At 35.2% G+C, this 26,103-nt stretch carries 29 protein-coding genes and 1 riboswitch; of the genes, 26 read left to right on the top strand and 3 right to left on the bottom strand.

Annotated elements, in window-relative coordinates; genetic code table 11:
- Positions 1 to 105: 105 nt before the first annotated feature.
- The 11 genes from dacB to AC1DMU_RS08625 all read left to right on the top strand — a co-directional run bounded on the left by dacB (position 106) and on the right by AC1DMU_RS08625 (position 11,115).
- Complete coding sequence (gene dacB / locus AC1DMU_RS08675; RefSeq protein WP_001252621.1) at positions 106 to 1,230, top strand: D-alanyl-D-alanine carboxypeptidase DacB; 1,125 nt, start codon at positions 106 to 108, stop codon at positions 1,228 to 1,230.
- Positions 1,223 to 1,819, top strand: a complete 597-nt coding sequence (gene spmA, locus AC1DMU_RS08670) for a spore maturation protein SpmA (RefSeq protein WP_000247806.1) — start codon at positions 1,223 to 1,225, stop codon at positions 1,817 to 1,819. The genes dacB and spmA overlap by 8 nt, the downstream gene beginning before the upstream one ends.
- Positions 1,816 to 2,346 carry a spore maturation protein SpmB gene (gene spmB, locus AC1DMU_RS08665; protein WP_000029511.1) on the top strand — a complete coding sequence of 177 codons (531 nt, stop codon included), beginning with the start codon at positions 1,816 to 1,818 and terminating at the stop codon, positions 2,344 to 2,346. Before spmA ends, spmB begins: the two co-directional genes overlap by 4 nt.
- Before the next feature lie 292 nt (positions 2,347 to 2,638).
- Positions 2,639 to 3,367: a 23S rRNA pseudouridine(2605) synthase RluB gene (gene rluB / locus AC1DMU_RS08660; protein ID WP_000440552.1), complete on the top strand. Its 729-nt coding sequence runs from the start codon at positions 2,639 to 2,641 to the stop codon at positions 3,365 to 3,367.
- 94 nt (positions 3,368 to 3,461) lie between these two features.
- On the top strand, positions 3,462 to 3,983 hold the full coding sequence (gene resA, locus AC1DMU_RS08655) for a thiol-disulfide oxidoreductase ResA (protein WP_000742211.1): 522 nt from the start codon (positions 3,462 to 3,464) through the stop codon (positions 3,981 to 3,983).
- Between the two features lie 121 nt (positions 3,984 to 4,104).
- Positions 4,105 to 5,730: a cytochrome c biogenesis protein ResB gene (gene resB, locus AC1DMU_RS08650; protein ID WP_000910540.1), complete on the top strand. Its 1,626-nt coding sequence runs from the start codon at positions 4,105 to 4,107 to the stop codon at positions 5,728 to 5,730.
- Between the two features lie 14 nt (positions 5,731 to 5,744).
- Positions 5,745 to 6,902, top strand: coding sequence for a cytochrome c biogenesis protein ResC (resC, locus tag AC1DMU_RS08645; protein ID WP_087985530.1), 1,158 nt, complete (start codon positions 5,745 to 5,747; stop codon positions 6,900 to 6,902).
- Positions 6,903 to 7,204: 302 nt separating this feature from the next.
- Entirely contained in the window at positions 7,205 to 7,921 is a 717-nt protein-coding gene (gene resD / locus AC1DMU_RS08640; protein ID WP_000426862.1) for a DNA-binding response regulator ResD, read from the top strand.
- Entirely contained in the window at positions 7,921 to 9,696 is a 1,776-nt protein-coding gene (gene resE / locus AC1DMU_RS08635) for a sensor histidine kinase ResE (RefSeq protein WP_000964666.1), read from the top strand. The genes resD and resE overlap by 1 nt, the downstream gene beginning before the upstream one ends.
- A 137-nt stretch (positions 9,697 to 9,833) precedes the next feature.
- Entirely contained in the window at positions 9,834 to 10,415 is a 582-nt protein-coding gene (locus AC1DMU_RS08630; RefSeq protein WP_087985531.1) for a cob(I)yrinic acid a,c-diamide adenosyltransferase, read from the top strand.
- An 85-nt stretch (positions 10,416 to 10,500) separates the two neighbouring features.
- Entirely contained in the window at positions 10,501 to 11,115 is a 615-nt protein-coding gene (locus AC1DMU_RS08625; protein ID WP_088062685.1) for a peptidoglycan DD-metalloendopeptidase family protein, read from the top strand.
- A gap of 29 nt (positions 11,116 to 11,144) precedes the next feature.
- Here the strand turns inward: AC1DMU_RS08625 and AC1DMU_RS08620 are convergent, their stop codons facing one another.
- Positions 11,145 to 11,831, bottom strand: a complete 687-nt coding sequence (locus tag AC1DMU_RS08620; protein ID WP_000711800.1) for a hypothetical protein — start codon at positions 11,829 to 11,831, stop codon at positions 11,145 to 11,147.
- 245 nt (positions 11,832 to 12,076) lie between these two features.
- A riboswitch (FMN riboswitch) is annotated at positions 12,077 to 12,216 on the top strand.
- Positions 12,217 to 12,378: 162 nt separating this feature from the next.
- Between AC1DMU_RS08620 and AC1DMU_RS08615 the strand changes: the two genes are divergently transcribed.
- The gene (locus AC1DMU_RS08615) at positions 12,379 to 12,957 is read left to right on the top strand and encodes an ECF transporter S component (RefSeq protein WP_000810851.1); all 579 of its coding nucleotides are present in this window, start codon (positions 12,379 to 12,381) and stop codon (positions 12,955 to 12,957) included.
- Between the two features lie 123 nt (positions 12,958 to 13,080).
- On the opposite strand, the gene AC1DMU_RS08610 is transcribed toward AC1DMU_RS08615, so the two are convergent.
- The gene (locus tag AC1DMU_RS08610; protein ID WP_001151994.1) at positions 13,081 to 13,329 is read right to left on the bottom strand and encodes a ferredoxin; all 249 of its coding nucleotides are present in this window, start codon (positions 13,327 to 13,329) and stop codon (positions 13,081 to 13,083) included.
- Between the two features lie 289 nt (positions 13,330 to 13,618).
- On the opposite strand from AC1DMU_RS08610, the gene AC1DMU_RS08605 reads away from it, so the two are divergent.
- From AC1DMU_RS08605 to AC1DMU_RS08550, 12 genes are all read left to right on the top strand, one after another.
- On the top strand, positions 13,619 to 14,680 hold the full coding sequence (locus AC1DMU_RS08605) for a YpbB family protein (protein ID WP_088062686.1): 1,062 nt from the start codon (positions 13,619 to 13,621) through the stop codon (positions 14,678 to 14,680).
- Complete coding sequence (locus AC1DMU_RS08600; protein WP_088062687.1) at positions 14,670 to 16,199, top strand: RecQ family ATP-dependent DNA helicase; 1,530 nt, start codon at positions 14,670 to 14,672, stop codon at positions 16,197 to 16,199. The genes AC1DMU_RS08605 and AC1DMU_RS08600 overlap by 11 nt, the downstream gene beginning before the upstream one ends.
- On the top strand, positions 16,199 to 16,762 hold the full coding sequence (locus AC1DMU_RS08595) for a CPBP family intramembrane glutamic endopeptidase (RefSeq protein ID WP_001025770.1): 564 nt from the start codon (positions 16,199 to 16,201) through the stop codon (positions 16,760 to 16,762). The genes AC1DMU_RS08600 and AC1DMU_RS08595 overlap by 1 nt, the downstream gene beginning before the upstream one ends.
- 22 nt (positions 16,763 to 16,784) lie before the next feature.
- Complete coding sequence (locus AC1DMU_RS08590) at positions 16,785 to 17,264, top strand: LysM peptidoglycan-binding domain-containing protein (RefSeq protein ID WP_001231546.1); 480 nt, start codon at positions 16,785 to 16,787, stop codon at positions 17,262 to 17,264.
- Positions 17,265 to 17,322: 58 nt separating this feature from the next.
- A complete protein-coding gene (locus AC1DMU_RS08585; protein WP_088062688.1) occupies positions 17,323 to 18,105 on the top strand; it encodes a metallophosphoesterase in 783 nt (260 codons plus the stop codon).
- Complete coding sequence (locus AC1DMU_RS08580; RefSeq protein ID WP_142291699.1) at positions 18,105 to 18,980, top strand: MerR family transcriptional regulator; 876 nt, start codon at positions 18,105 to 18,107, stop codon at positions 18,978 to 18,980. Before AC1DMU_RS08585 ends, AC1DMU_RS08580 begins: the two co-directional genes overlap by 1 nt.
- A 77-nt stretch (positions 18,981 to 19,057) precedes the next feature.
- Positions 19,058 to 19,666 (top strand): genetic competence negative regulator, encoded by a 609-nt coding sequence (locus tag AC1DMU_RS08575; protein WP_001235391.1) that lies wholly within the window; start codon positions 19,058 to 19,060, stop codon positions 19,664 to 19,666.
- 351 nt (positions 19,667 to 20,017) lie between these two features.
- Positions 20,018 to 21,304, top strand: a complete 1,287-nt coding sequence (gene gudB / locus AC1DMU_RS08570; RefSeq protein WP_000225171.1) for an NAD-specific glutamate dehydrogenase — start codon at positions 20,018 to 20,020, stop codon at positions 21,302 to 21,304.
- A 78-nt stretch (positions 21,305 to 21,382) separates the two neighbouring features.
- Positions 21,383 to 21,592 (top strand): hypothetical protein, encoded by a 210-nt coding sequence (locus AC1DMU_RS08565; protein ID WP_000426773.1) that lies wholly within the window; start codon positions 21,383 to 21,385, stop codon positions 21,590 to 21,592.
- Between the two features lie 94 nt (positions 21,593 to 21,686).
- Positions 21,687 to 21,923, top strand: a complete 237-nt coding sequence (locus tag AC1DMU_RS08560) for a DUF3961 domain-containing protein (RefSeq protein WP_001983018.1) — start codon at positions 21,687 to 21,689, stop codon at positions 21,921 to 21,923.
- A 79-nt stretch (positions 21,924 to 22,002) separates the two neighbouring features.
- Positions 22,003 to 22,533 carry a peptidoglycan recognition protein family protein gene (locus tag AC1DMU_RS08555; protein WP_001240648.1) on the top strand — a complete coding sequence of 177 codons (531 nt, stop codon included), beginning with the start codon at positions 22,003 to 22,005 and terminating at the stop codon, positions 22,531 to 22,533.
- Between the two features lie 109 nt (positions 22,534 to 22,642).
- The gene (locus tag AC1DMU_RS08550; protein ID WP_088062690.1) at positions 22,643 to 23,623 is read left to right on the top strand and encodes a YpdA family putative bacillithiol disulfide reductase; all 981 of its coding nucleotides are present in this window, start codon (positions 22,643 to 22,645) and stop codon (positions 23,621 to 23,623) included.
- Between the two features lie 36 nt (positions 23,624 to 23,659).
- Here the strand turns inward: AC1DMU_RS08550 and ansA are convergent, their stop codons facing one another.
- A complete protein-coding gene (gene ansA, locus AC1DMU_RS08545) occupies positions 23,660 to 24,634 on the bottom strand; it encodes an asparaginase (RefSeq protein ID WP_087985537.1) in 975 nt (324 codons plus the stop codon).
- Between the two features lie 180 nt (positions 24,635 to 24,814).
- Between ansA and AC1DMU_RS08540 the strand changes: the two genes are divergently transcribed.
- Both AC1DMU_RS08540 and cmk read left to right on the top strand, forming a co-directional pair.
- Positions 24,815 to 24,988, top strand: coding sequence for a YpfB family protein (locus AC1DMU_RS08540; protein ID WP_000738047.1), 174 nt, complete (start codon positions 24,815 to 24,817; stop codon positions 24,986 to 24,988).
- Between the two features lie 128 nt (positions 24,989 to 25,116).
- On the top strand, positions 25,117 to 25,794 hold the full coding sequence (gene cmk / locus AC1DMU_RS08535) for a (d)CMP kinase (RefSeq protein WP_000361262.1): 678 nt from the start codon (positions 25,117 to 25,119) through the stop codon (positions 25,792 to 25,794).
- Positions 25,795 to 26,103: the final 309 nt, after the last annotated feature.

Below are 26,103 nucleotides of genomic sequence, written 5' to 3'. Positions count from 1 at the left end.
GTTCTCTGCGTCTTTTTTATTAGAAGGAGAAAGAGATTTCGTTCATATTTTAAAAGGCCAAGCATACACTTGTACAAAAAGTGCCAAAAGGACGTGGGGGGAAATATGAGACGAATTTGTGTAATAATCACGCTTCTTATTATGTACGCAAGCGTTATACCAATTCCTACATATGCAAAGATGAACAGTAATGTCAGTGCTCGAAATGCTGTATTAATGGAGCAACAGTCCGGTCGTGTATTATACGGAAAAGCAGAACATGAGCCACAAAAAATTGCTAGTATAACAAAAATTATGACAGCCTTGTTAGCTGCTGAATCAGGAAAAATGAAAGAAATGGTATCGGTTAGTAATGAAGCGGTGAGAGTAGAAGGATCAGCAATTTATTTAAAGCCTGGACAGAAAGTGAAGTTAGAGGATTTAGTATACGGACTCATGCTTAGATCTGGTAATGATGCAGCACAAGTAATTGCTGAAAATGTAGGAGGAAGTATAGAAGGGTTCGTATATTTAATGAATGAAAAGGCGAAACAAATTGGAATGAAAGATACTCACTTTTCAAACCCACATGGTTTGGATGGAGATGGATCCCATTATTCATCAGCCTATGATATGGCACTTTTAACAAAGTATGCAATGGGGAACGAAACCTTTAAGAAGATTTTTGGGACAAAAACGTATAAATCAGATTCGTGGGATTATCCGTGGAAAAACAAACATAAACTCGTGACATCTTATTATGAATTTGCGACAGGAGGAAAAACAGGTTTTACGAAGAAAGCAGGACGGACACTTGTTACAACAGCATCAAAAGATGGACTAGATCTAATTGTCGTAACTTTGAGCGCTTCTAGTGATTGGGATGATCATATGAATTTATTTGATAAAGGTTTTGAACGTTTCAAGCAAACGAACGTTGTAGGACAAGGAGCTCTTGCTGAAATAACTGAAAAGAAATATGCCAATCATGTATATACAAAAAATAGTTTTGCAGTGCCATTAACTGAGCAGGAAAGAAAGAATGTCGTATTAAAAGTTGAACTTGATAAAAGTGCAAAACTTAAAGATGGAGTAAAGGTTGGGAAGACGGAAATTTATGTTGGCAATGAGAAAGTTGGAGAACGGAATTTATTTTATAGTAAACGAAAGTTAGTAGCTACAACGGGAATGTATTGGAATAATGTGAAAGAAATTTTTTCTCATATGATAGGTGTTGGGAGCGATGGTTAATCTCGTATGGGTAGCGATGGCAGTCATAGGGATTGTATATGCCATGATAAATGGAACGATGGAAGCAATAAATAAAGCCGTATTTGACGGAGCAAAAGATGCAGTAACAATTTGTATAGGACTTATTAGTGTATTAGTATTTTGGCTCGGTTTAATGAAAATTGCAGAGGAAGCAGGGTTGTTAAAAAAGTTAGTGTCACTTTTTATGCCGATAGTAAAAAGGTTGTTTCCAGAAATACCGAAAGATCATCCGTCAATGGGATTTATTTTATCGAATATGATGGCGAACTTTTTTGGGTTAGGTAATGCAGCAACCCCTCTTGGTATTAAAGCGATGGAACAATTGAAAGAGTTAAATGGAGGGAAGGATTCGGCGAGCCGTTCTATGGTGACGTTTCTCGCATTAAATACATCAGCGATTACTTTAATTCCTACTACTGTCATTTCGATTCGAATGACGTATGAATCAGCGAATCCTACTGAAATTGTTGGGGTAACATTCATTGCACAAGTACTCTCTATGATCGGAGCGATTTGGATTGACCGCTATTTTTACCGAAGAAGGAGTAGGAAGGGGCGGAAAAAATGAGTATTGTCAATACGATATCATTATGGGTAATCCCTTGTGTAATCGGTTTTATCCTTTTATATGGCACGATAAAGAAAGTGCCGACGTATGAATCGTTCGTTGAGGGGGGAAAAGAAGGGATTCAAATTGCGATCTCTATTTTACCGTTTATGGTTGGAATGCTTGTATCTATTTCGATTTTTCGGGCGTCTGGAGCGTTAGATGCAATGATATCAGTAATGAAGCCGATGTTAGATTTAATTCATGTCCCAGCAGAAATTGTTCCACTAGCACTTATACGCCCTATTTCAGGCTCTGCTGGTTTAAGTATTACGACCGATTTAATTGCCACATATGGGCCAGACTCGTTTATTGGAAGATTGGCTTCTACGATGCAAGGGAGTACAGATACGACTTTTTATATTTTAACAGTATACTTCGGAGCTGTTGGAATTAGAAAAATGGGAGATGCATTAAAAGTAGGACTTTTTGCCGATTTAATCGGGATTATTTGTTCAATTGTGTTTGTTTCTTTAATGTTTAAGTAAGGCGGCTATTCATTTTTTATGCTATTTCGCTTATAATACGTATACGACCACTATTAAGGTGTTGCTTAATAGTGGTTTTTTTATGTGGTATTTTTGACAAAATGATGAACTTTTATTGTGAGCAATATGAAGAATATGGACAATAATAAAAGGTAAAAACATGATTTGCCCTTTATATGTTTATTATCATCGCTATGTTGTTTAAGTAAGATGAAGCGAATGGCCGTCAAGCGTATGCGGTTGCCAAGTCTTTCTAATGTAAGGTAAGATAAATTCGAGGTGAAAAAAAGAAATGGAACGATTACAAAAAGTGATTGCGCAAGCAGGTATTGCATCGAGAAGAAAGGCTGAGGAATTAATTCAGCAAGGAAAAGTAAAAGTGAATGGAAAAATAGTGAAGGAGTTAGGAACGAAAGTAACTCCTCAAGATAAAGTAGAAGTAAATAACATCCCTCTTGAAAAAGAAGAACCTGTTTATTTTTTACTATATAAACCAACTGGCGTAATTTCAAGTGTATCAGATGATAAAGGAAGAAGTGTTGTAACAGACTTTTTCCCTGAAATTAGACAACGATTATTCCCAATCGGACGCTTAGATTATGATACGTCTGGCGTATTATTGATGACAAATGATGGGGAATTTGCAAATGTATTAATGCATCCGAGATATAAAGTTGAAAAAACGTATGTTGCAAAAATTAAAGGGCCATTAACAGGTGAGAAAATTCGCATGTTAGAACGAGGTGTTGCATTAGAAGATGGGAAAACAGCACCAGCACAAGTGAAAATTATTTCTTGGGACAAGCGTAAAGAGACTGCGATTGTACAATTAACGATTCATGAAGGACGTAATCGTCAAGTACGCCGCATGTTTGAAGCGTTAGATTGTAAAGTAGTGAAACTAAAGCGTGAACGCTACGCCTTTTTAGAAGTGGGTAGCTTGCGACCTGGTGATGCGAGAGAATTGTCACCACATGAGGTGAAACAATTACGTGCATTGGCTTCTACAAAGCCGCGCTAATCGATAGTGTGAAACTTTCACCAGTGGAATGCTCCGCTGGTGATTTATTAAAAAATACATATATTTATCACTCGTCGAAGAGAGGGGAGACAATATGAAAAAAAATCGCTTATTATTTCGCGTTATGATTCTACTCATTTTATGCGGTGCTGTAGGATTTACACTTTATCAAGGATATTTCACTAAAGAAGAGAAAATGCAAATCGGAAAAGAAGCACCTAATTTTGTTGTAACAGATTTAGAAGGAAAGAAAATTGAATTAAAAGATTTAAAGGGAAAAGGTGTATTTTTAAACTTTTGGGGCACTTGGTGTAAACCGTGTGAAAAAGAAATGCCTTATATGAACGAATTATATCCAAAGTATAAAGAAAAAGGCGTTGAAATTATTGCGTTAGATGCAGATGAAACGGATATTGCTGTTAAGAATTTTGTGAAACAATACGATCTTAAGTTCCCAGTCGCAATTGATAAAGGTGGAGAAATTATAAAAACGTATGGAGTAATACCGTTACCAACAAGCTTCTTGATTGATAAGGATGGTAAGGTGATTCAAGAGATTAAAGGTGAACAAACGATAGAACAATTGGAAGAGTATTTAAAGAAAATTACTCCGTAATAAAGAAAGCCTTTACATACGAGGCGCTTACCTATAGCGTCTTTGGTTTAAAAATTCTGAGTATTGCGGTAACTTGAGGGTAGAATATACAATAGTACATATAGATATAGGGGCGGTGAGAGTGTTGAAAGAAATTAAGTGTGAATGTGGACACGTTAATCCGATAGGAACTGTTTTTTGTGAAGCATGTGGGAAACCATTTGAAAGCAATGAAAATATAAAACTATTGGATATGCGCTATGAGGGGAGTGCTCGGAGATCTCTCACGCAAACAAAAACGATAGTCGATAAAATTTGGAGCTTTTTCTCTTCTGTAAAAGTGGGTGTATGGCTCATTGTAATCACTTTAGCTGCATCAGCGATAGGAACTATTTTTCCACAAGAAATGTACATAACTCCAGGAATTGCACCAGCTGAATATTATAAGCAAGAATACGGATTTTTAGGGCAATTATACTATCAATTAGGATTTAATAATTTATACGGTTCATGGTGGTATATGATTTTAATTGCTTCAATTGGTATTTCACTTGTGATATGTAGCTTAGACCGTGTCATTCCACTTTATAAAGCTTTAAAGAAGCAAGGGGTGAAAAGACACCCTAGCTTTTTAAAGAGACAAAGATTATACGGTACTGGTACACCGCAAGATGGTGATCTTGAAAGAGTGCAAAAGAATTTAAAGAAAAGAAACTATAACGTGAAAGTGGAAGACGGAAATATTTTGGCGGAAAAGGGACGGTTTTCACGCTGGGGTCCATATGTGAATCATATTGGTCTCATTATCTTTTTATTCGGTGCAATGCTCCGTTTTTTACCGAGTATGTACGTAGACGAAGCCCTTTGGTTACGTGACGGTGAAACGAAAGAAATACCAGGAACGGATGGTCAATACTATTTAAAAAACGAGAAATTTATTAAGGAAGTTTATGATAAAAGTAAGGACAAGGAAGTTTTTGATGAAGCGATTGATCGTGTAGGCGATAAAATGATTGCGAAAAACTTCCAAACGAATGCTGTATTATATAAAGCGGTCGGCGAAAATATAGCAGGACAAAAACCGAAATTAGAAAAAGTAAAAGAAGCGGAAATTCGAGTGAATGAACCGCTGAAATTTGATCAATTTGCTATATATCAAGTGGATTACAAAGAAAGTGAATTTAAAAGCATGTCATTCCATTTGCAAAACAAAGAAAATAATCAAAAGTGGGGACCGATCAAAGTTGATTTAACGAACCCTACAGAAAAATATGATTTAGGAAATGGTTATTCTTTAGAACTATTAAGCTATTTCCCTGACTTTTATTTTGATGAGAGTGGAAGACCAAATACGAAAACGAAATTACCAAACAACCCTGCATTTGTGTTTAAAATGTTTACGCCTGAAACACCAGATGGTGAAGTGAGTTTTGTTGGTATTCAGCAAAATATAGAACCTGATGGAAATAATAAATATAAAATGTCGTTTGCAGGTGTGGAAATGCAAAATGCAACAGCACTTACTGTAAGGAAAGATTTAACGCTTTGGATTCTCGGTATTGGAGGATTTATATTTATGGTTGGTGTCATTCAAGGGATGTATTGGAATCATCGTCGTATTTGGATACAACGCGTTAATGATGAATGGTGGATTGCAGGACACACGAATAAAAATTGGTTCGGTTTAAAGAAAGATATTGAAAGAGTACTAGAAGGTACGGCAATTCCGCAGCCAAGCGATAAAGTAGTGGATAAAAAAATTAGTTAAGGTGGGGAAACGATATGGTGCAAATAAGTAGTAACTTTCTCTTTACCGCATTTATTTTATATTTAATTGCAACTCTATTTTTCGGGGGAGCAATTAAAGAAAAAGGTCATAAATGGGCAAATATAGGAATAACGATTACAATTTTAGGGTTTATTGCACAAACAGTATATTTTGTTACAAGATGGATTGCATCAGGACATGCACCAGTTAGTAACTTTTTTGAATTCGGTACATTTTTCGGCATGATGCTTGTCGGAGCATTTATTGTCATGTATTTTATGTATCGCGTAAGTATAATCGGACTTTTTGCATTACCAGTTGCACTTTTATTAATTGCCTATGCAAGTATGTTTCCGAGGGAAATATCTCCGCTTATTCCTTCTTTAAAAAGTAATTGGTTGCATATTCACGTGACGACTGCAGCAGCAGGACAAGCAATTTTAGCAATTAGTTTTATTACGGGCGTTATGTATTTATTGAAAAATGTAGACCAATCAACGAGAAGCAAACGTACATTTTGGTTAGAAACGGTAGTGTTCACACTTGTTTGTACAGTTGGTTTTATTGGAGTGACAACGTTATTTTCTAGTATGAAATATGAAGCGAAGTTTCAATGGGTTGATAAAAATGAACAACAAGTGGAAATGAAGTACAATCTTCCAGCTTTAGTAGGACCGCACGAAGGAAAGTTATTGACAGAAAATAAATTAGAACCGACAGTTGAAGTTCCAGCGATTGTAAATGCGAAAAAATTAAATACTGTTATTTGGTCAGTGTTAGTTGGGACATTACTTTATATTGTATTAAGACTTGTTTTACGCAAACGAGTATCGGCAGCACTTCAGCCGTTAGTAAAGAATACAAATAGTGATTTACTGGATGAAATCGGATATCGTTCTATTGCAATTGGATTCCCGGTTTTCACATTAGGTGCATTAATTTTTGCCATGATTTGGGCTCAAATAGCGTGGACACGTTTTTGGGGTTGGGATCCAAAAGAGGTTTGGGCGCTTATTACTTGGCTCTTTTATGCGGCGGTATTACATTTACGCTTATCAAAAGGGTGGCACGGAGAGAAGTCAGCGTGGTTAGCGGTAATTGGTTTTGCAATCATTATGTTTAACTTTATTGTAGTAAACTTAATTATCGCGGGTTTACATTCATACGCATAGAGAAATAAAATAGGAGAGTGAATGTCACTTTCCTATTTTATTTTTGTCAACTTTTCTTCTTTTTTGAGAAAAACATGACAAAGTAGCGGTTGATTTTGTAAAATGATGTCGAGGACATTATATCCTGTTCAAAAAAAATACATAGTTTTGGAAAAAAATTGAACAAACTTTATTATTCTTGTGAAGCATAATATGGGAAGTGAAACATTTAGAAGATTGCTTAAATAAACGAGAATAGCGCAACATACTAGTGTAGAAGGGTAGGTGTAAACCGTTGTGGTAAAAGTACGCAACGGGTAGAAATGGAAAATGAATCAAGAATTTTAATTGTAGACGATGAGGATCGTATTCGTCGTTTGTTGAAAATGTATTTAGAAAGAGAACAATACACAATTGAAGAAGCGGACAATGGTGATACAGCTTTAGAAATGGCGTTACAAAATGATTACGATTTAATCCTATTAGATCTTATGATGCCAGGTAAAGATGGTATTGAAGTGTGTAAAGGGGTTCGTGAGAAGAAAGCGACGCCAATTATTATGTTGACGGCAAAAGGTGAAGAAGTAAACCGAGTACAAGGGTTTGAGGTAGGAACTGATGATTATATTGTGAAACCATTTAGCCCACGTGAAGTAGTGCTTCGTGTGAAAGCGGTCTTACGCCGTTCTGTACCAACAACGTTCTTTACACAAGATACAACGACAAAAGATGTTACTGTGTTCCCTCATTTAACAATTGATAATGATGCACACCGTGTTACAGCAGATGGTAATGAAGTAAACTTAACACCGAAAGAGTACGAATTACTATTATTCTTAGCGAAAGCGCCTGATAAGGTATTTGATCGTGAGCAATTGTTAAAAGAAGTATGGCAATATGAATTCTTCGGAGATTTACGTACAGTTGATACGCATGTAAAGCGTTTACGTGAGAAGTTAAGCAAAAAATCACCAGATGCTGCGAAGATGATTGTTACCGTTTGGGGCGTAGGTTACAAATTTGAGGTTGTGAACGACTGATGCTTTGGAGAAGTGTAGTAGGGAAGTTATGGATGACTATATTACTTCTCGTTTCGTTTGTGCTCGGATTTGTTGCGATTTTACTTTCACAGTTTTTTAGAACATATTATGTTGATATGAGTGAAGCTAGGCTTCAAAAAGTTGCAACAAGTGTTTCAGAGTTAATTGAGGAAGGTGCCGATGTAAAAACGATTGAGAATATCGCGTACAAATTCTCTGATCCACTTTCAAGGATCATTATTGTAGAAGATGGTAAAGAAATATCTTCTTCGCCGAAACAAGAAGGATTAGTCACTCTTACAATGGATGATTTGAAAGAAGACAAAGAATTAGCGGCTGTTTTTACAGACAAAAAAGAAATTAAGAATAACATTAGAAAAGCCTCTAATAGTAGAAAGAATAAAAACACTGAAAATGATATTATGATTGTCGGAAAACCAGTGCATTCAAAAAATCAAAGTGCAGTGTTCGTATACGAATCTTTACAAGTACCGATACAAGGTATGGAGAGAACGACTGATTTTATATTCTTATCAGCAGGGATTGCGATTATATTAACAACGTTCTTTGCATTCTTCTTATCTACTCGAATTACAGCACCACTCCGTAAAATGCGTGAGGTTGCTTTTGAGGTCGCGCGTGGGAAGTTTGATGCGAAAGCACCTATGGTATCTCAGGATGAGATTGGTGAGCTTGCAACGGCCTTAAATCAAATGGGGAAACAGTTGAAGTTTAATATGAATGCCCTGCAGCAAGAAAAAGAACAGTTAGCTAGTATTTTAAGTAGTATGGCAGATGGGGTTATTACGTTAAATCAAGAAGGTGAAGTCGTTGTAATTAATCCGCCGGCTGAACATTTCTTACAAGTTTGGCAAGAGGAAAAGGAAGTAGAGCTCAGTAAAAAACTACCTTCTGAACTTGTTGAACTATTCCATCTCGTTGTAGAAAGTGAACAACAACAAGTGGTTGAAATTAATTTACAAAAAGGGAACTATGTAGTTCTTATGACGCCGCTTTACAATCAAACGAAAATTCGTGGTGCTGTAGCTGTATTACGTGATATGACGGAAGAGCGCCGTCTTGAGAAGATGCGTCAAGACTTTATTGCGAACGTATCACATGAACTTCGTACACCGATGGTAATGCTTCAAGGGTATAGTGAAGCGATTTTAGATGATATTGTGCAAACGAAAGAAGAAATTAATGAGTTTGTTCAAATTATTTATGATGAATCCGTTCGTTTAGGTAAACTTGTAAATGAACTATTAGATTTAGCGCGTATGGAAAGTGGTAATGTAGAGTTACATATAGGTGAAGTTGATATTCATCCTTTCGTTGAAAAAATAGGTCGTAAATTCCAAGGAATTGCAAAGGATAAAGAAGTCGCATTAACGGTTGATTTCCAGAATCCAATTGAACAATACCCGTTTGATGCAGATCGTATGGAACAAGTATTGACGAATTTAATTGATAACGCAATTCGTCATACGAATGCAGGCGGACATGTAACGCTTGTAATTAATACGAAAAATAATGGTCTTACTTTTGAAGTACAAGATTCGGGCGCTGGTATTCCAGAAGAAGATATTCCATTTTTATTTGATCGTTTCTACAAAGCTGATAAAGCAAGAACACGTGGGAAAAAAGGTGGAACGGGGCTCGGGCTTGCGATTGCAAAAAATATTGTGCAAGGCCATGATGGTAAAATTGCTGTTTCAAGTGTTGTTGGAGAGGGAACTACATTCTCTGTATATTTACCGAATCGTATAATTTAGATATACGTTTTTAAAGTTGATAATGAATAAAGTTCTACTGTTTTTTATTTTTTTGTAAAATCAATTAAATAAATAATAGTAGAACTTTTTTTCTGTCTTAGTCGAATGAAGAATAGCAAGAGGGGTGTCGTGAAGCGATGAAATTATATACGAAAACAGGAGATAAAGGGACAACAAGTGTAATAGGCGGCAGAGTGGATAAAGATAATATCCGAGTTGAAGCATATGGCACGATAGATGAGGCGAATTCTCATATTGGATATGCAATGACTAAGCTACAAGGCGGATCTTTTGGAGATATTTACAATGAACTTGAAAATATTCAACATGAACTATTTGATTGCGGGGGAGACTTGGCGATAGTAGAGGGGAAAATTCCTTATAAAGTAACGGTTGAAATGGTTGAAAGCTTAGAAAGAAGGATTGATTCGTATATAGAAGAAGCACCGCCGTTAGAGCGTTTTATTTTACCAGGTGGAAGCGAAGCGGCAGCTGCTATTCATATTGCACGTACAGTTGTAAGGCGAGCAGAACGATGTGTAGTGTCCTTGCAAAAAGAAGGGAAAATAAATGAAGTTGTTCTAAAGTATGTAAATAGATTATCTGATTATTTGTTTGCGGTAGCTAGAGTAATAAACGCTCGATTACAAGTAAAAGATGTGGAGTATAATCGCAGTGCAATCGTTTTTCGTGATAAAAACGAGAAGGAAGTGGAGTGATTCACTTTCTTTTTTTGTATACTTTTTTCTGTAATATACCAAAATAAGAGAAGGTATGGTGTTAATTAGAAAACGGAGGATGTATATGAAAGTGTTAAAATGTGGCGTCATGTTATTGACGGTATTGTTTTTTTCTCAATTACATGTGTACGCAGAGGGAAATCAATGGACATGGCCTGTTGAAGGGCAGATAAGTGATTATTTTGGGACAAGGCATGGAAAACACTACGGTATAGATATAGCGGCACCGATTGGCACGCCTGTGGCAGCTATTCAAGAAGGTAAGGTAACAAAGTCTTACTATTCAAGTAGTTATGGAAACGTTGTATTTATTAAACATGGAGAATATGAGGCCGTGTATGCGCATTTAAATAAGAGATATGTAGTTCAAGGGGATTATATTTCAAAAGGAGAAATAATTGGAGAAGTAGGAAATACAGGAGAATCGAGAGGTGCACACTTACATTTAGAAGTTCATCAAGGAAGATGGACGATGGCGAAAAAGAATGCGATGAATCCATTGCTTGTTCTAAATGAACAGAGAAATGAAGTTGTTTCCTCATCCTTATATGTCGTCCAAAAAGGGGACACTTTAGTTAGTATTGCACGGAAATTTAGTATGTCAGTTAAGGAAGTTAAAGATAAAAATGGACTGCAGCAAGATAGGATTTATCCAAATCAACAATTATACGTAAAGTAAAAAAAGAGCTAGTTAAACTAGCTCTTTTTTTACCAAAAAATAAAGACACATATAAATCCAGAAATAGCTAAGTAGCTATATAAGTAAAATACTTTCGTTCTTGTTTTTTCGTTCGTTCGAAATAGTACAATAGTCGGTTCAATTAAACCGATTGTCAAACAAAGTAAACCAAGAAGCATACAACCGATTGAAATGGAGTACAGGGCGATTTGTGGTGCTTGAAATGGAATCATCCATTTTAATAAAAATGCAATAAGTGCAGTGTAGCAAATGCTGCCGATGTATTTATTCAACGGTGCATTAGAACGGAACCCTGGAAGTTTTTTCAAGAAGGAGCGGGAAACAACTTCAGTTTGTAAAGATGTGTGCTCTTCAATTATTTTTTGAGCTTCTTTTCCTTTTTGGAAAAGGGATAATATCCAGTTTCGCTCACCTTGAAAAATAAATTGAGAAGTTGTCAAATAATGATCCACCTTCACTTTATTCCAACTTTTCCATGGGTGACGCTCACACAGTTTTAATTTACTCTCTGTTTTTTTATCATACTGATAAATACTGATGCCATCTTCATCGAAAGCAGCATAGTATGTCTCGCTTGAGAATGTGCCTAAATCAATTGGACAGTAGAAAAGTAATTCTTTTTTTAAGTAAAAGTATTCTTTTCTTAAGTTTTTTTTCATTGCTTCTCGAATAGAGTGTCTCTTTTCTTTTTTCATGACATTTCCTCCATAATCCAGAAAATGTTCTTATCTTAACAATTCAACATCTTATCACTTTTCATTATATATGACTAGGGGATTCATAGGGGAAATGCCGAATACTAAAAAATCTGGGGTGTATTGTAAAATATAGTGATTGGTTTTAATTATATAAAATTAATAACTTATTTTTAATAAGTTACACTTTTTTTGTTCACAATACGATTATGTTGTTGTATAATAAAGTGGAAAATAGAATATCGGTCTATCTTCGGGGCAGGGTGAAAATCCCGACCGGCGGTGATGAACTATATGTGATTTTGTTCTAAGCCCGCGAGCCGTTAAGGCAGGATTTGGTGTGATTCCAAAGCCGACAGTATAGTCTGGATGGGAGAAGATGGAGGTTCAAGCGTTCAAAAAAGATATGGATTTGAACGTCTGTTTGATGTGCCTTAAATTCTCCCTTTGTGTAAAACACAAAGGGTTTTTTCGTTCTATGAAAAAGTAGGCATAGCAGAACCTTTCCACTTTCCATGAGAAGATCGATGGAAAAGGAGAGAGAAAGATGAAACAAAAAAACAGTGTAGTGCAGATGGTGAGTGTAGCGATGCTAAGTAGTATTGCATATTTACTGATGATGTTGGATTTCCCGTTTCCAGGGCTTCCGCCATTTTTAAAAATTGATTTTAGTGATGTACCAGCTCTAATTGCAGCAATTATTTTCGGGCCAGTTGCAGGGATAATTGTAGAGGCGATAAAGAATATTTTACATTACGGAATTCAAGGGAGTTTAACGGGAGTGCCAGTTGGAGAAATTGCTAACTTTATTGCAGGATGTTTATTTATTGGACCGGCAGCTTTCTTATTTAGAAAGTATCGTACTGTTAAGAGTTTAACGACAGGATTAATGCTAGGGACAATTACAATGGCGCTCATTATGAGTGTATTAAATTACATCATTATATTCCCAGCTTACACTTGGTTTTTAAATTCACCAGCTATGTCTAGCGAGGCTATAAGAACAACGGTTGTAACGGCAATCTTACCATTTAATTTGATTAAAGGAATTGTTGTGACAATTGTATTTGTAGCGTTATTCTCACGCCTGAAAGTATGGGTGTTTGCAAAAATGAAAAATGCATAAAATATAAAATAAAACCATTAGTAGTATGGAACTATTAGTGGTTTTTTATTAAGTAGAATGAAAATAGAAAACAAAAAATATCCCTCATATGAATGAGGGATATTTTTTGAAGTTAATAAAAGACTATTCGAATTTTAAAGAGTCGCCATCAAATGATTCATCAGCAACTTTAATTGAGTCAGTTGGACAACCTTCGAATGCATCCATCATATCTTCAATTAATACATCTGGAATTTCAACGATACCTTGGTTATCGTCTAACGTTACAAATGCAATACCTTCATCATCATAATCATAAATGTCTGGTGCAGCAGCGCCGCAAGCACCACATGCGATACAAGTATCTTTATCAACGATTGTATATTTTGCCATCTTTTTTCCCTCCTGATAATATGTATGTGAAAAGCTCGCCATAAAAATTATAACCTTATTGTAAAACGGTTTTTAAAACTTTTCAACATAAAATTATAATGATAATCCTTATCAATTAGAGTGTCAACTAATTTTTGCATTATGTCATAAGATTTTCAAAATACGTAAATGTTATTTCGTTTGGTACAATATACTATATACAAGTACATAGTGCCGATATGATAAGTTTAATGAGTAAGTGCAATCATACTAAAAAGTAATTAAGCTAGATTGAAAGGTGGAAGCGGTAATGCAACTACAATATACTTTATTGTATTGTTTAAAACAATTGAATGGTGAAAGGACCGTTTCTTCTATTTATTATTTATTAAAAGGAAAACGATCTTCGCAAACGTTACAAGATGGAAACATGTTCCGAATTTCATTTTTGTTTGGAATATATAAATCGTTAAATAGAACAGACTATGATCGTGAAGTTGCAAAGTTGTTGCAAGCAGATTTGATTCGAGAAATACATGAAAATACATATTTGTTAACATCTAAAGGTAAAATGCAGTTACATACATGGGAGGAAGTGTATGCTTTTCCCGCGCATTTACATAGTTTACACTATGGTGAATTAGGTGAAACATTTTGGAAACGTTTATCATTAATTATTCAAACTATATCTAATTTACAACAGAATAATACGAAATTTATTCCCATTCAACAAGATACAGAAATAATGATGTGGGTAAAACGCTTTTTAACAGGTATACCATATAGGCGAAGTGAATTGGCTAAAAGATTATGGAAAGAAATACATAATCTTTTAGGAAAAGGTGATGTAGTAGAAGCGACGATTGTAACATATAGATTAACAGGATATGAACGTATCGGTTGTACATTGCAGCAATTAGCGGAAATTACGAAACAAGATATATTCCGGGTGTATTTTTTATTTTGGGGTACGATTCACTTCTTTATACAAGAAGTTCACGATAAAGAAAATGAATTTCCGCTATTGGCTGAGATTATCTCTTATCCAAATGAGAGAGCTGAATTATTTAGTTTATCAACGAAAAAAACATATAATTTTTGGAGACAAGGACGCTCTTTAGATGAAATAGCGACAATTAGAAATTTAAAGGTTGCAACGATAGAAGATCATTTTGTTGAAATTGCTTTGCGGGAAAAAGAGTTTTCAATCGAGATGTTTATGGAAAAAGACAAAATAGATAAAGTAACAAAAGTAATTGAGGCATTACAAACACGTAAGTTGCGTGAGTTGAAACAAGCGGTTGGAGAGGGTATCTCTTATTTTGAAGTTCGTCTTGTATTGGCGCGGATGGAGGGTATAAATGAAGCTTGAGGAATATTTATATAGATGGTTTGGATATTCTGAATTTCGTACAGGGCAAAAAGGGGTAATTACAGATTTATTAGAAGGAAAAGATGTTATAGCAATGCTCCCGACTGGAAGAGGGAAGTCTATGTGCTATCAACTTCCAGGGCTAATGCAAGAAGGAACCGTGCTTGTTGTATCACCATTATTATCTTTGATGGAAGATCAAGTTACACAATTAAAGTATGTTGTGAAAAACCGAGTAATAGCACTTAATAGTTTTCGGACATTACATGAAAAAAGAGAAGCGATGAAAAAATTAGCTTCATATAAATTTATTTTTGTTTCACCAGAGATGTTGCAGTCGGAAGTGTTAATAAGAGAATTGAAGAAAGTTCATATTTCATTATTTGTTGTGGATGAGGCTCATTGTATTTCACAATGGGGTTATGATTTTAGGCCAGACTATAAAAAACTAAATGTAGTCATTGAAAATATCGGGTCTCCTACGGTGCTAGCATTAACGGCAACAGCGACAAAAGATGTACTCCGAGATATAGCAGAGAGTTTAGATTTGAAGAAAGTGACGCAGCATGTATACTCTATTGATCGTCCAAATATTGCGATGGAAGTACAATTTGTGGAGACGATAGAAGAGAAGAAAGAAGCGCTTTTGAACCAGGTGATGTATTTACAAGGGCCAGGGATTGTATATTGTTCAAGCAGAGCGTGGACAGAACGTTTAACGGAGTATTTAAGAGGAAAAGGCGTGACTGGTGTCGCTTTTTATCATGGTGGTATGGAACATGAAGAGCGTATGTTAATTCAACAGCAGTTTATGAATGACCAGTTGCAGCTTGTAATATGTACAAGTGCTTTTGGTATGGGAGTAAATAAGTCGAATACGAGCTATATTATTCATTTTCATTATCCGACTAATATAGCTTCCTATTTACAAGAAATCGGAAGAGCTGGAAGAGATGGTGAACCGAGTATAGCTATCTTACTATGTAGTCCGTTAGATCACGATTTACCAATTTCAATAATTAAAGATGAATTGCCAAGTCAGTCGCAAATACAATTTTTATTCTCTTTACTACAAGAAAGAATGTTTCAAACGAAAGAATTACCAATAGAAGAGGTAGAAGAAATTTGTTATAATGCAGCAAGATTTAATGAACAATATTGGCGTTTCATCCGCTATCATCTTGAACAGCTTGGAATCATACAACAGCGAAAATTAAAATTAGAGAGCTTGTCAGATGAAATTATGAACAGATTAATAGTTGAAGTAGAAATAAGGCTACGTAATAAATATAGTGAGCTAGAAAACATGAAATCGTGGATACAAGTGAAAGAATGTAGGCGTGAATATTTGTTACAACAGTTCGGTTATAGAAAAGAGAACGAGTTGAAAAATTGCTGTGACTATTGTGGTATTACAAAAACAGATTATAAAAAAAGACAAGCGCAACAATCGGATTTCGACTATAATTGGGAAACAGAGTTACAAAAGCTTTTCGGTCTAGAAAAGATGGGGGAATGATGAACATTCAAAGGCATAATATTGAAGATATGAGTCCGAAAGAAATAAGGCTGAATCTGTATATCACACAGTTCATTATTATCGGTATCGGTTGTTTACTAGCATATGTATTATTCCGAGATATAAAATCGGTGTATAGTCTGTGGAAGTGGGAACCGGTGTCTATACTTATAATAGGTGGCTTGTTGGCGATTGGTATTGTGTTATTAGATTATGTTGCAATGCGAGTATTTCCAGAGTCTTGGTTTGATGATGGTGGTATTAACGATAAGATGTTTCAAGGAATGTCAGTTATGCACCTACTCGTTATTACGTTCATTATCGGCTTTGCAGAAGAATTTTTATTTAGAGGTGTAGTGCAGACGCACTTTGGAATTGTAATAGCGAGTTTAGTATTTGCAGTGTTACATATTCGGTATATAACAAAGCCATTTTTGTTTTGTTTCGTCTGTTTCATTAGTTTTGTCTTTGGTTATGTGTTTGAATGGACAGGAAATTTATTTATAACAATCTTTGCACACTTTCTTGTTGATTTTATAATGGGACTCCAATTAAGAAAATAAATGGAAGGTGGTGGTGAACAACATGAGAAAACGAATTCCTGATTTCGAAGAGGAATTAGAAGTTGAGCGAGTGGAAGAAAAAGAAAGTTTACCGCCGCGTAGTGAAATTCATAGAAATAAAGAGAAAAAAGAAAAGTTTAAAATGAATCATATTTTCGTCCGAGTTTTAACATTTCTATTCATATTACTACCAATTAGTATCTTATGGTATACAGATAAATATATTCAGGTGAAAAGTGATGGTAATAACGCTGGGAAAAGTGCGTTTGAGGTCATTTTCTTTGATTCAGCTAAATCTGAGTCTGAGGCAACATCTGAGAAAGTAGTAACGCATACGGTAAAAGAAGGAGAAACTTTAGAAAGTATAGCGAAGCAATATTTTTCAGATGAAACTGGGATTGAAGTGATTAAAAAGTATAATGATTTACAAGAAGATGAAGTGAATGTAGGTCAAGAAATAAAAATTCCGATAAAAGATAAGTCCGCAAAACAGGATAGCTAGTAGCATACCTACTATAAAAACTGAGGATTATCTTTATGCGGAAGGGAGTGAAAAATATATGATATGGATTATCTTATTAAGTGCTCTCATATGTATTGGTATTATATTTCTTCTTGTAATGGTAATGTATACAGAAGCGATGCGTAATACTGTGTTAGAACATACTTTACTTTTTGAAGAATTTCCGAAAAGTTTTCAAAAAGTAAAGGTGTTTTTTATTTCTGATATTCATAGAAGGGTCATTTCAAGTTCATTAATTGAACAAGTAAAAGGAAAAGTAGACCTTGTAATTATTGGCGGTGATTTAGCGGAAAGAGGCGTCCCTTTATCGAAAATTTCTGCAAATATACAAAAGTTAAGAGCGATAGCTCCTGTATATTTTGTGTGGGGAAATAATGATTATGAGATTGAATATCATGAATTAGATGCTTTGTTATTAGAAAATAATGTGAAAGTTTTAGATAATACAAGAGTTGTATTTGAGTCTGAACTAGGAGAAAAAATTTGTTTGCTCGGTGTAGATGATGTTGGTTTGAAGCGTGATCGTTTAGATTTAGCTTTGGCTGATTGCAAAGAAGATGGTTTTCGCATATTAATTAGCCATAACCCTGATATAATAAATAAAATGTCTGGAAAAGAACAAATTTCACTTGTGTTAAGTGGACATACACATGGAGGACAGATTCGATTATTCCCATCTAAAAAATATTTAAAAGGTGGCGTATATAAGCATTCAAATATGACTCTTTTTGTTAGTAATGGGTATGGAACAACGTTGATTCCACTTCGCTTCCGAGCACCTGCTCAAACACATATTATTACGTTATGCGGAGGGAAATGATGCCAACTCTAAACGGGAAATATAACATAAAAGCTGTTTCGAATATAATTGGAATTCAGCCGAGTACGCTTCGTGCATGGGAAAGACGATATCAAATTATTGCCCCGAAGCGGAATCATGCGGGGCATCGATTATATACAGAAGAGCATATTCAAATTTTGAAATGGTTAATGGACAAGGTTTCTTCCGGCATGATGATTGGACAAGCAGTTCAATTATTAGAAGGGAATCGTTTGCAGAGTAATGTTCAAAAAGAAATACATTACGATAGAGAAGTTGTTTTAGTGGACGATTTACTGCAAGCTTTGTTAAAATTTGATGAAATTACAACTTCTGCATTGTTAAACGAGGCTTTCAGTATTTATGCAACAGAAAAAGTCATAGCAAGTATTGTTCTTCAAGTGTCAAATAAATTGTTAACGTTAAAAAATAATAATGAAGTTACAATGGTGCAATTCCAATATGTCGTATCATTTTTACAAACTCGTCTAGGAATGGTGTATCATAATGCATCATCATTTTCTTCTATACACAAAGTTGTCGTGTTAGAAAATAATATGTTGAAAGGGTTTGTTTTCTCAACGTATTTACGCTTAAAAGGATATGAGGTGATATATATTAGGTCAAGCTTAGCGGAAGATGGTATTTTGTTAGCTGTTGAGCAAATACAACCTACATATGTAGTAGTCTCTTTTGATGAGGAACGAGAACTTAAGAACGCGATAAAGGACATGAATTTGTTGCAAGAAAAAAGTGAGAAACTTTCTGTTGGGTTTATAGGAGAAATAGGTGCTCGGGATCAGTTGAACATTCAAACATGCCTAATTGGTGATACGAAAGAAGAATGGGATGATTGGTTAAAAATGTTAGAATAGTTGTTCGAAAAGAACCATCTATTTTCTATTTCATATAATAAAAATTATATTCATTGGTTACGTAGGGAGGGTATGAGATGAGGCTGGAACGATTAAATTACAATAAGATAAAAATTTTCTTAACATTTGATGATTTATCTGAACGAGGATTAACGAAAGAAGATTTGTGGAGAAATGCACCGAAAGTACAGCAATTATTTCGTGATATGATGCAAGAAGCAAATAAGGAACTAGGGTTTGAAGCGGATGGTCCAATTGCAGTTGAAGTATTTTCTCTACAAGCGCAAGGAATGGTCGTAATTGTAACGAAAGAACATCAAGATGTGGATACAGATGATGAGTTCCGTGACGAGTTTATTGAAATGCAAGTGACTCTAGATGAAAGCGAGCATATACTTTATGAGTTTGCTACACTAGATGACGTAATTAACCTGTCGAATCGTTTATATAACCTTGATGTAACTGGCGGAAAACTATATACGTGGGATGGGCGTTTCTATCTTTGGATGGAAGAAGAGGAGCAGGTTCAATTACTGAAGGCAGATTTTATAGCTATTTTAGCGGAATATGGTAATCCGTCTACAGCAACTATTTATCGTCTAATGGAGTATGGTAAAGAATTAATGGCTTCTCAAGCAATTGAACAAATACACAATTACTTTGTGAAAAAACAAAACCTTAGCTAATATAACAAAGCTAAGGTTTTGTTTTTTATTTGGAGAAACCTAAAATGTTGGTCTGAAAATGTCAAAACAATTAATGGTATAGCGGGAATCATAAATATTTGGGCGCTCTTTACTATACTTAAAAATATCTTCTTAAGTTGTTATATATAAGTAAAATAAAAAACATTTAAATATTTAAGTATTTTACTTTTCTAAAAGCAATAAAAGGACTATAATGATAGTGAAAACGCTTGCAACAGGAAATAGTTTGTATATATTTGTTAGCGTTTTCTATTGCATTCCAAATTTAACGGTGTATACTAGGCAATGAAGGTTTACTAAACAAGTGAAATTACAGGGGGTTTACTTACTATGGTAGCCGAAAAGGGAACTCAAACAAAAACACAACAACAAAGGGAACAACATTTTGAACTATTGAATTCGACACAAATTGTTATTAGTGAAGCATTAGAAAAATTGGGTTATCCAAACGAAGTATATGAATTATTAAAAGAACCAATTCGTATGATGACAGTGAAAATACCAGTTCGTATGGATGACGGGACTGTTAAAATATTTACAGGATATCGTGCACAACATAATGATGCTGTTGGTCCAACGAAAGGTGGAATTCGCTTCCATCCGAATGTAACAGAAAATGAAGTGAAAGCACTTTCAATCTGGATGAGTTTAAAATGTGGTATTGTTGATTTACCATACGGTGGAGGTAAAGGTGGAATTATCTGTGACCCACGTGAAATGTCATTCCGTGAGTTAGAAAGATTAAGCCGCGGTTATGTACGAGCAATTAGCCAAATCGTAGGACCGACGAAAGATATTCCAGCTCCAGATGTATTCACAAACTCTCAAATCATGGCATGGATGATGGATGAATATAGCCGTATTGATGAATTTAATTCACCAGGATTTATTACAGGTAAGCCACTTGTATTAGGTGGATCACATGGACGTGAAACAGCAACGGCGAAAGGTGTAACAATTTGTATTCGCGAAGCTGCAAAAAAACGCGACATTGATATTAAAGGTGCACGCGTTGTTGTTCAAGGATTCGGTAATGCTGGTAGCTTCTTAGCTAAATTTATGCATGATGCAGGCGCGAAAGTTATTGCAATCTCGGATGCTTACGGTGCATTGCATGATCCAAACGGATTAGATATTGATTATTTATTAGACCGTCGTGATAGCTTCGGTACAGTAACAAAACTATTTAATAATACAATTTCAAACAAAGAATTGTTAGAACTTGATTGCGACATTTTAGTTCCAGCTGCAATTGAGAACCAAATTACAGAAGAAAATGCTAATAATATTAAAGCAAAAATCGTTGTTGAAGCTGCAAATGGTCCAACAACATTAGAAGCAACTAAAATTTTAACAGATCGCGGAATTTTACTTGTTCCAGACGTATTAGCAAGTGCTGGCGGTGTAACAGTATCTTACTTTGAGTGGGTACAAAATAACCAAGGTTACTACTGGACTGAAGAAGAAGTAGAACAACGTTTAGAAAAAGTAATGGTAAGATCATTTGATTCTATTTATGAAACAGCACAAGTTCGTAAAGTGAACATGCGCTTAGCTGCGTATATGGTCGGTGTTCGTAAAATGGCTGAAGCAAGTCGCTTCAGAGGTTGGGTATAATATTATATCGTGAGAAAACGTGATTCCTTTCGAGGGAATCACGTTTTTTTGTTGAAGTATTAGTGTGAGGTGTTGTATATGGAAAATGAAATGATGGAACGAGTAGAACAATTAGAAGAAAAGGTTAAGAGGTTAGAGGGAGAACTCTCAAGAACGATGAAAGCCCGAAAAACAAGTAACGTTCGGATGTTCGGAGAAGGACTACTGTTTTTAATATTTGGTGCAGTTGTAGTAGGGCCGATTATCGCTTTTGTAATCTCAATTCTTACTTGGATTGTTGAAAAATAAAATAAAAACAAAAAAAGAACGCTTGTTCTACACGAACAAACGTGCTATACTTTCCTTAGATAAACAAAACGGAAATGATTTTAAGGAGAGATAAATGATGAAAATGACAGTAGACCAAAGATTTATGATGCCAGCAGATGTTGTAGAACGAGTGGAAGTATTAAGAAACAAACAAAGTAAGCGCGGCACATTATTACAATCTGTAAATAAATTTTTCGGTTTAGATACGAAAGAAGATTGTGTTTGGTTTTACGGTTTTTATGGAGTTGCTGTAAGTATTTTATTATTTATGGTGTTCACATCAAATATTTTCGATTTTCTCTTCGCGTAAGAAATATGCGATAAGGACATTGCTACCGAATACATATATAAAGAAGTAAGGTAATCTTCTGAAGCGGGAGTTGGTAGTAATGGCGATGTTTCCTATAGAGCGTAACTATATTGGGTATGGAAGTTCACGACCGGGAATTCCTCTTTCTAAAGTAAGGTTTATTGTAAGTCATGATACGGGGAACCCTGGTAGCAATGCGATAGGGAATCGGGATTATTTTAATGAAATACAACCGAAAGCTTCGGCACATACATTTATAGATGATAAAACAATATTGGAAATTGTTCCTATAAATGAAGTTGCCTATCACGTTCGATATGGTGTGCCGACAGATAATGACTTATATGGTTATGATGCTAATAAGGCTGCCATTGGAGTGGAACTTTGTTATGGCGGTGATGTTAACTTTTGGGAAGCATATACCCGTTTTACGTGGTATCATGCGTATTTATGTCAAAACTTCGGCTTGAATCCGAAGAAAGATATCGTATCACATAAAACACTTGACCCAGCTAGAAAGATTGATCCTGAAAATGTATTAGGGAAACAAGGTATTAAATTTCAGCAGTTTTTAGCAGATGTCTATCGGATGTACGTTTCGTTTAGATGACAAATATATGAAAAATGAATACAATAAAGATAGGTGCCTACTGCTGTAAGTAGGTTTTTTCTTGTTTTTATAAATAGCGTATTGGTAGAAGACTAGGAGTGAGCTGAGTATGCAGAAAGAAACAGCTATCATAATTGGAGGCGGTCCGTGCGGATTAGCAGCAGCAATTTCGTTGCAAAAGGTAGGGATAAATCCGTTAGTAATTGAAAAAGGAAACATTGTAAATGCGATTTATAATTATCCAACTCATCAAACATTTTTCTCTTCTAGTGAAAAATTAGAAATTGGTGATGTAGCTTTTATTACAGAAAATCGTAAGCCAGTTCGAAATCAAGCGCTTGCGTATTATCGTGAAGTAGTAAAGCGTAAATCTGTACGTGTAAATGCTTTTGAGCGAGTGGAGAAAGTACAAAAAGATGGAGAAGTTTTTCATGTTGAGACAACAAAGCGTGACGGAAGTACAGAAATATATATAGCGAAATATGTTGTTGTAGCAACTGGATATTATGACAATCCAAATTATATGAATGTTCCCGGCGAGGAACTGAAGAAAGTAGCTCACTATTTTAAAGAGGGACATCCTTATTTTGATCGAGATGTAGTAGTTATAGGTGGGAAAAACTCGAGTATAGATGCCGCGTTAGAACTTGTTAAAACCGGTGCGCGTGTAACGGTTTTATATCGCGGAAGTGAGTATTCACCAAGCATTAAGCCGTGGATTTTGCCGGAGTTTGAGGCGTTAGTACGAAGCGGCACAATTCAAATGCATTTCAGGGCTCACGTGAAAGAAATTACTGAACATACATTAACGTTTACAGTCGATGATGAGGCATATACAATCCAAAATGATTTTGTATTTGCGATGACTGGTTACCATCCTGATCATAATTTCTTAACGAAGATGGGTGTTCGGATTGATGTAGAAACAGGACGTCCGATTTATGCAGAGGATACAATGGAAACGAACGCTGAAAATATTTTCATTGCAGGTGTAATTGCTGCTGGAAATAATGCGAATGAAATATTTATTGAGAACGGTCGATTTCATGGGGATGCGATTGCGCAAACCATTGCGTCAAGGGAAATATAAAAAGAAGCTGTCGAAATAAACTTCGACAGCTTCTTTTTAATTGTGCATAAACATATTTTGGATTGTTTCATGAGAATTTGTATTCTCTAATGCAACTAATAATTTAATACGTGCTTTTTGAGCATTTAAACCGTATGTGAATACAATACCCATATCTTTTAATTGTTTGCCGCCACCTTCATATGAATATACATCTTGCACGATGCCATTGAAACAGCGAGAAACTAATACGACAGGGATTCCTTTGTCGATTAATCGTTCTAGACTAGGAAGTGTTCTTGGAGGTAAATTACCTTGTCCAAGTGCTTCAATAACAATCCCGTCTACTGGAAGGTTTTCAATTGCTGCTAACAATGTATCGTCCATACCAGCGTATGCTTTTAGAACAACTACGTTTTTAGAAACCTTATTTACTGAATATGTTTCATGGTGTACTAAAGCGTGATGGAATACAACGCCGCGCTTTGTTACCATACCGATTGGTCCATACTGTGGACTCTGGAATGTTGCCACGTTACTTGTATGTGTTTTCGTTACATTTGTAGCGCAATGGATTTCGTCGTTTAATACGACTAAAACACCTTTTTCAGCAGCTTCACTACAGCTAGCTACTTTTACAGCCGATAAGAAGTTATATAGACCATCAGCACCTAATTCATTACTAGAACGCATTGCACCTGTTACAACGATTGGAATAGTTGCTTGCACTGTTAAATCTAAGAAATAGGCTGTTTCTTCTAATGTATCCGTACCATGCGTAATGACTACGCCATGAATGTTGTCTTGTTTTACTTTTTCATCAATGATGACTTGTAATTGTAACATTTCGCTCGGTGTCATATGAGGAGATGGTAGATGGAACACGTCTTCAACGATTAAATCAACATCGCCTTCTAAATCAGGAATAAATTTTAAAAGAGGATTTTTTTCACCTGGTTGTACGACCCCAGTTTCTTTATCTTCCTCCATTGCAATTGTTCCACCTGTGTGTAAAACTAGGATTCTTTTCAATGCTTATACCCCTTTCAAGTTGAAAAATACATTTAGAACATAACATGTTTTGAGTAAATTCGACAATGGAAATGTATAAAAGTATGCCTCGGAAATGACAATAAAGTTAGCTGCTATATATACGATGTATAAAATCACGAAACGAAATGTGTAAATGTAGGATAGGAGGGAGCAATTACATTGAAAAAGATGGAGAAAATTTTTATTCGTATATTAGTAATACAATTCATTTGTCTTTCTGTTGTGCAATTGTTATTTATACATAAGTCATCAGTGAAATATTTATCTAAAATTGTTTATTATGAAGGTGTCATGGTAAAAAACAAAGCAGAAATCTTACAGGTGAATAGGTAGTTTTCATTTTCTTCTATGAAGGATTATGCTACAATAATTGAGGATTTAATGACGTGAAGCAAATGAGAAGAAGCAGGAGAATACCTGCTTTTCGTTTTGTTTTATAAGTGAAAAAATGAGGTGTTACAATGGATAAACGAATTTCAATTGCTATAGATGGTCCAGCAGCTGCTGGAAAAAGTACGGTTGCAAAAGTTGTGGCAAAGAAACTTTCTTACGTTTATATTGATACAGGCGCAATGTACCGCACGATTACATATGCAGCCCTTGAACAAAAAGTGGACATTGAAAATGAAGAGAAGTTAATGGAAGTTGTAAAGAATGTAAATATTGAGTTTCAGCAAGGAGAAAATACACAACTTGTATTTTTAAATGGACAAGATGTTTCTGAAGTAATTCGTACACCTGAGGTGACGAATCGAGTATCTATTGTGGCGAAACATCGCCTTGTTCGTGAAGAAATGGTGCGTCGTCAACAAGAGTTAGCGGAAAAAGGCGGCGTTGTAATGGATGGCCGTGATATTGGTACACATGTGTTACCAGATGCTGAAGTGAAGATCTTTATGCTTGCTTCTGTTGAAGAAAGAGCAGAAAGAAGACATTTAGAAAATATAAATAAAGGTTTCGATTCTAATTTAGAGCAGTTAAAAAAAGAAATTGCTCAGCGTGATAAATTAGATTCAGAACGCGAGGTTTCTCCTCTAAAGAAAGCTGATGATGCATTGGAATTAGATACAACTTCTTTATCAATTGAAGAAGTTGTCCAAAAAATTATGAGTATTGTTTCAGGAGTGTTTGCAAAATAAAGAAAGGGGATAACCTCTTTCTTTTTTTGTTTATATAGAAATGTAAAGGATGCGTGAATTGTGAGTCTCTTTCCTTGACAAATGCTCGGATTTGTAAGAAGTTAGTAAAAGAAGGATAAAACTTTCAGAATATATTCGCTATTATATTTCAAAACATACTTTCTTCAAGATGATTTTGCTGTATACTATTTATATAGGTTTAATATATTTTCTAGTGAAATGTATGAAAACTGAGTATGTGATGATAAATTCTTAAACATGCAAATGAAAACATATGTTTTCATTTCGTATATACATAAAAAATGCTTT

Source organism: Bacillus sp. 01N45, from assembly GCF_056399205.1.
The sequence above is the reverse complement of the archived record's forward strand: the minus strand, read 5'-3'. Positions and strand labels throughout refer to the sequence as shown.

Excerpts from the sequence above, each read along its gene's own strand:
- AC1DMU_RS08620 (WP_000711800.1), bottom strand. The coding sequence starts at position 11,831 with ATGAAAAAAGAAAAGAGACACTCTATTCGAGAAGCAATGAAAAAAAAC.
- AC1DMU_RS08600 (WP_088062687.1), top strand. The coding sequence starts at position 14,670 with ATGAAGCTTGAGGAATATTTATATAGATGGTTTGGATATTCTGAATTT.
- spmA (WP_000247806.1), top strand. The coding sequence starts at position 1,223 with ATGGTTAATCTCGTATGGGTAGCGATGGCAGTCATAGGGATTGTATAT.
- AC1DMU_RS08580 (WP_142291699.1), top strand. The coding sequence starts at position 18,105 with ATGCCAACTCTAAACGGGAAATATAACATAAAAGCTGTTTCGAATATA.
- AC1DMU_RS08615 (WP_000810851.1), top strand. The coding sequence starts at position 12,379 with ATGAAACAAAAAAACAGTGTAGTGCAGATGGTGAGTGTAGCGATGCTA.
- AC1DMU_RS08630 (WP_087985531.1), top strand. The coding sequence starts at position 9,834 with ATGAAATTATATACGAAAACAGGAGATAAAGGGACAACAAGTGTAATA.
- spmB (WP_000029511.1), top strand. The coding sequence starts at position 1,816 with ATGAGTATTGTCAATACGATATCATTATGGGTAATCCCTTGTGTAATC.
- rluB (WP_000440552.1), top strand. The coding sequence starts at position 2,639 with ATGGAACGATTACAAAAAGTGATTGCGCAAGCAGGTATTGCATCGAGA.
- AC1DMU_RS08610 (WP_001151994.1), bottom strand. The coding sequence starts at position 13,329 with ATGGCAAAATATACAATCGTTGATAAAGATACTTGTATCGCATGTGGT.
- gudB (WP_000225171.1), top strand. The coding sequence starts at position 20,018 with ATGGTAGCCGAAAAGGGAACTCAAACAAAAACACAACAACAAAGGGAA.
- AC1DMU_RS08625 (WP_088062685.1), top strand. The coding sequence starts at position 10,501 with ATGAAAGTGTTAAAATGTGGCGTCATGTTATTGACGGTATTGTTTTTT.
- AC1DMU_RS08550 (WP_088062690.1), top strand. The coding sequence starts at position 22,643 with ATGCAGAAAGAAACAGCTATCATAATTGGAGGCGGTCCGTGCGGATTA.
- dacB (WP_001252621.1), top strand. The coding sequence starts at position 106 with ATGAGACGAATTTGTGTAATAATCACGCTTCTTATTATGTACGCAAGC.
- resE (WP_000964666.1), top strand. The coding sequence starts at position 7,921 with ATGCTTTGGAGAAGTGTAGTAGGGAAGTTATGGATGACTATATTACTT.
- AC1DMU_RS08555 (WP_001240648.1), top strand. The coding sequence starts at position 22,003 with ATGGCGATGTTTCCTATAGAGCGTAACTATATTGGGTATGGAAGTTCA.
- AC1DMU_RS08590 (WP_001231546.1), top strand. The coding sequence starts at position 16,785 with ATGAGAAAACGAATTCCTGATTTCGAAGAGGAATTAGAAGTTGAGCGA.
- AC1DMU_RS08595 (WP_001025770.1), top strand. The coding sequence starts at position 16,199 with ATGAACATTCAAAGGCATAATATTGAAGATATGAGTCCGAAAGAAATA.
- AC1DMU_RS08575 (WP_001235391.1), top strand. The coding sequence starts at position 19,058 with ATGAGGCTGGAACGATTAAATTACAATAAGATAAAAATTTTCTTAACA.
- AC1DMU_RS08565 (WP_000426773.1), top strand. The coding sequence starts at position 21,383 with ATGGAAAATGAAATGATGGAACGAGTAGAACAATTAGAAGAAAAGGTT.
- cmk (WP_000361262.1), top strand. The coding sequence starts at position 25,117 with ATGGATAAACGAATTTCAATTGCTATAGATGGTCCAGCAGCTGCTGGA.
- AC1DMU_RS08585 (WP_088062688.1), top strand. The coding sequence starts at position 17,323 with ATGATATGGATTATCTTATTAAGTGCTCTCATATGTATTGGTATTATA.
- resA (WP_000742211.1), top strand. The coding sequence starts at position 3,462 with ATGAAAAAAAATCGCTTATTATTTCGCGTTATGATTCTACTCATTTTA.
- AC1DMU_RS08605 (WP_088062686.1), top strand. The coding sequence starts at position 13,619 with ATGCAACTACAATATACTTTATTGTATTGTTTAAAACAATTGAATGGT.
- resC (WP_087985530.1), top strand. The coding sequence starts at position 5,745 with ATGGTGCAAATAAGTAGTAACTTTCTCTTTACCGCATTTATTTTATAT.
- AC1DMU_RS08560 (WP_001983018.1), top strand. The coding sequence starts at position 21,687 with ATGATGAAAATGACAGTAGACCAAAGATTTATGATGCCAGCAGATGTT.
- resD (WP_000426862.1), top strand. The coding sequence starts at position 7,205 with ATGGAAAATGAATCAAGAATTTTAATTGTAGACGATGAGGATCGTATT.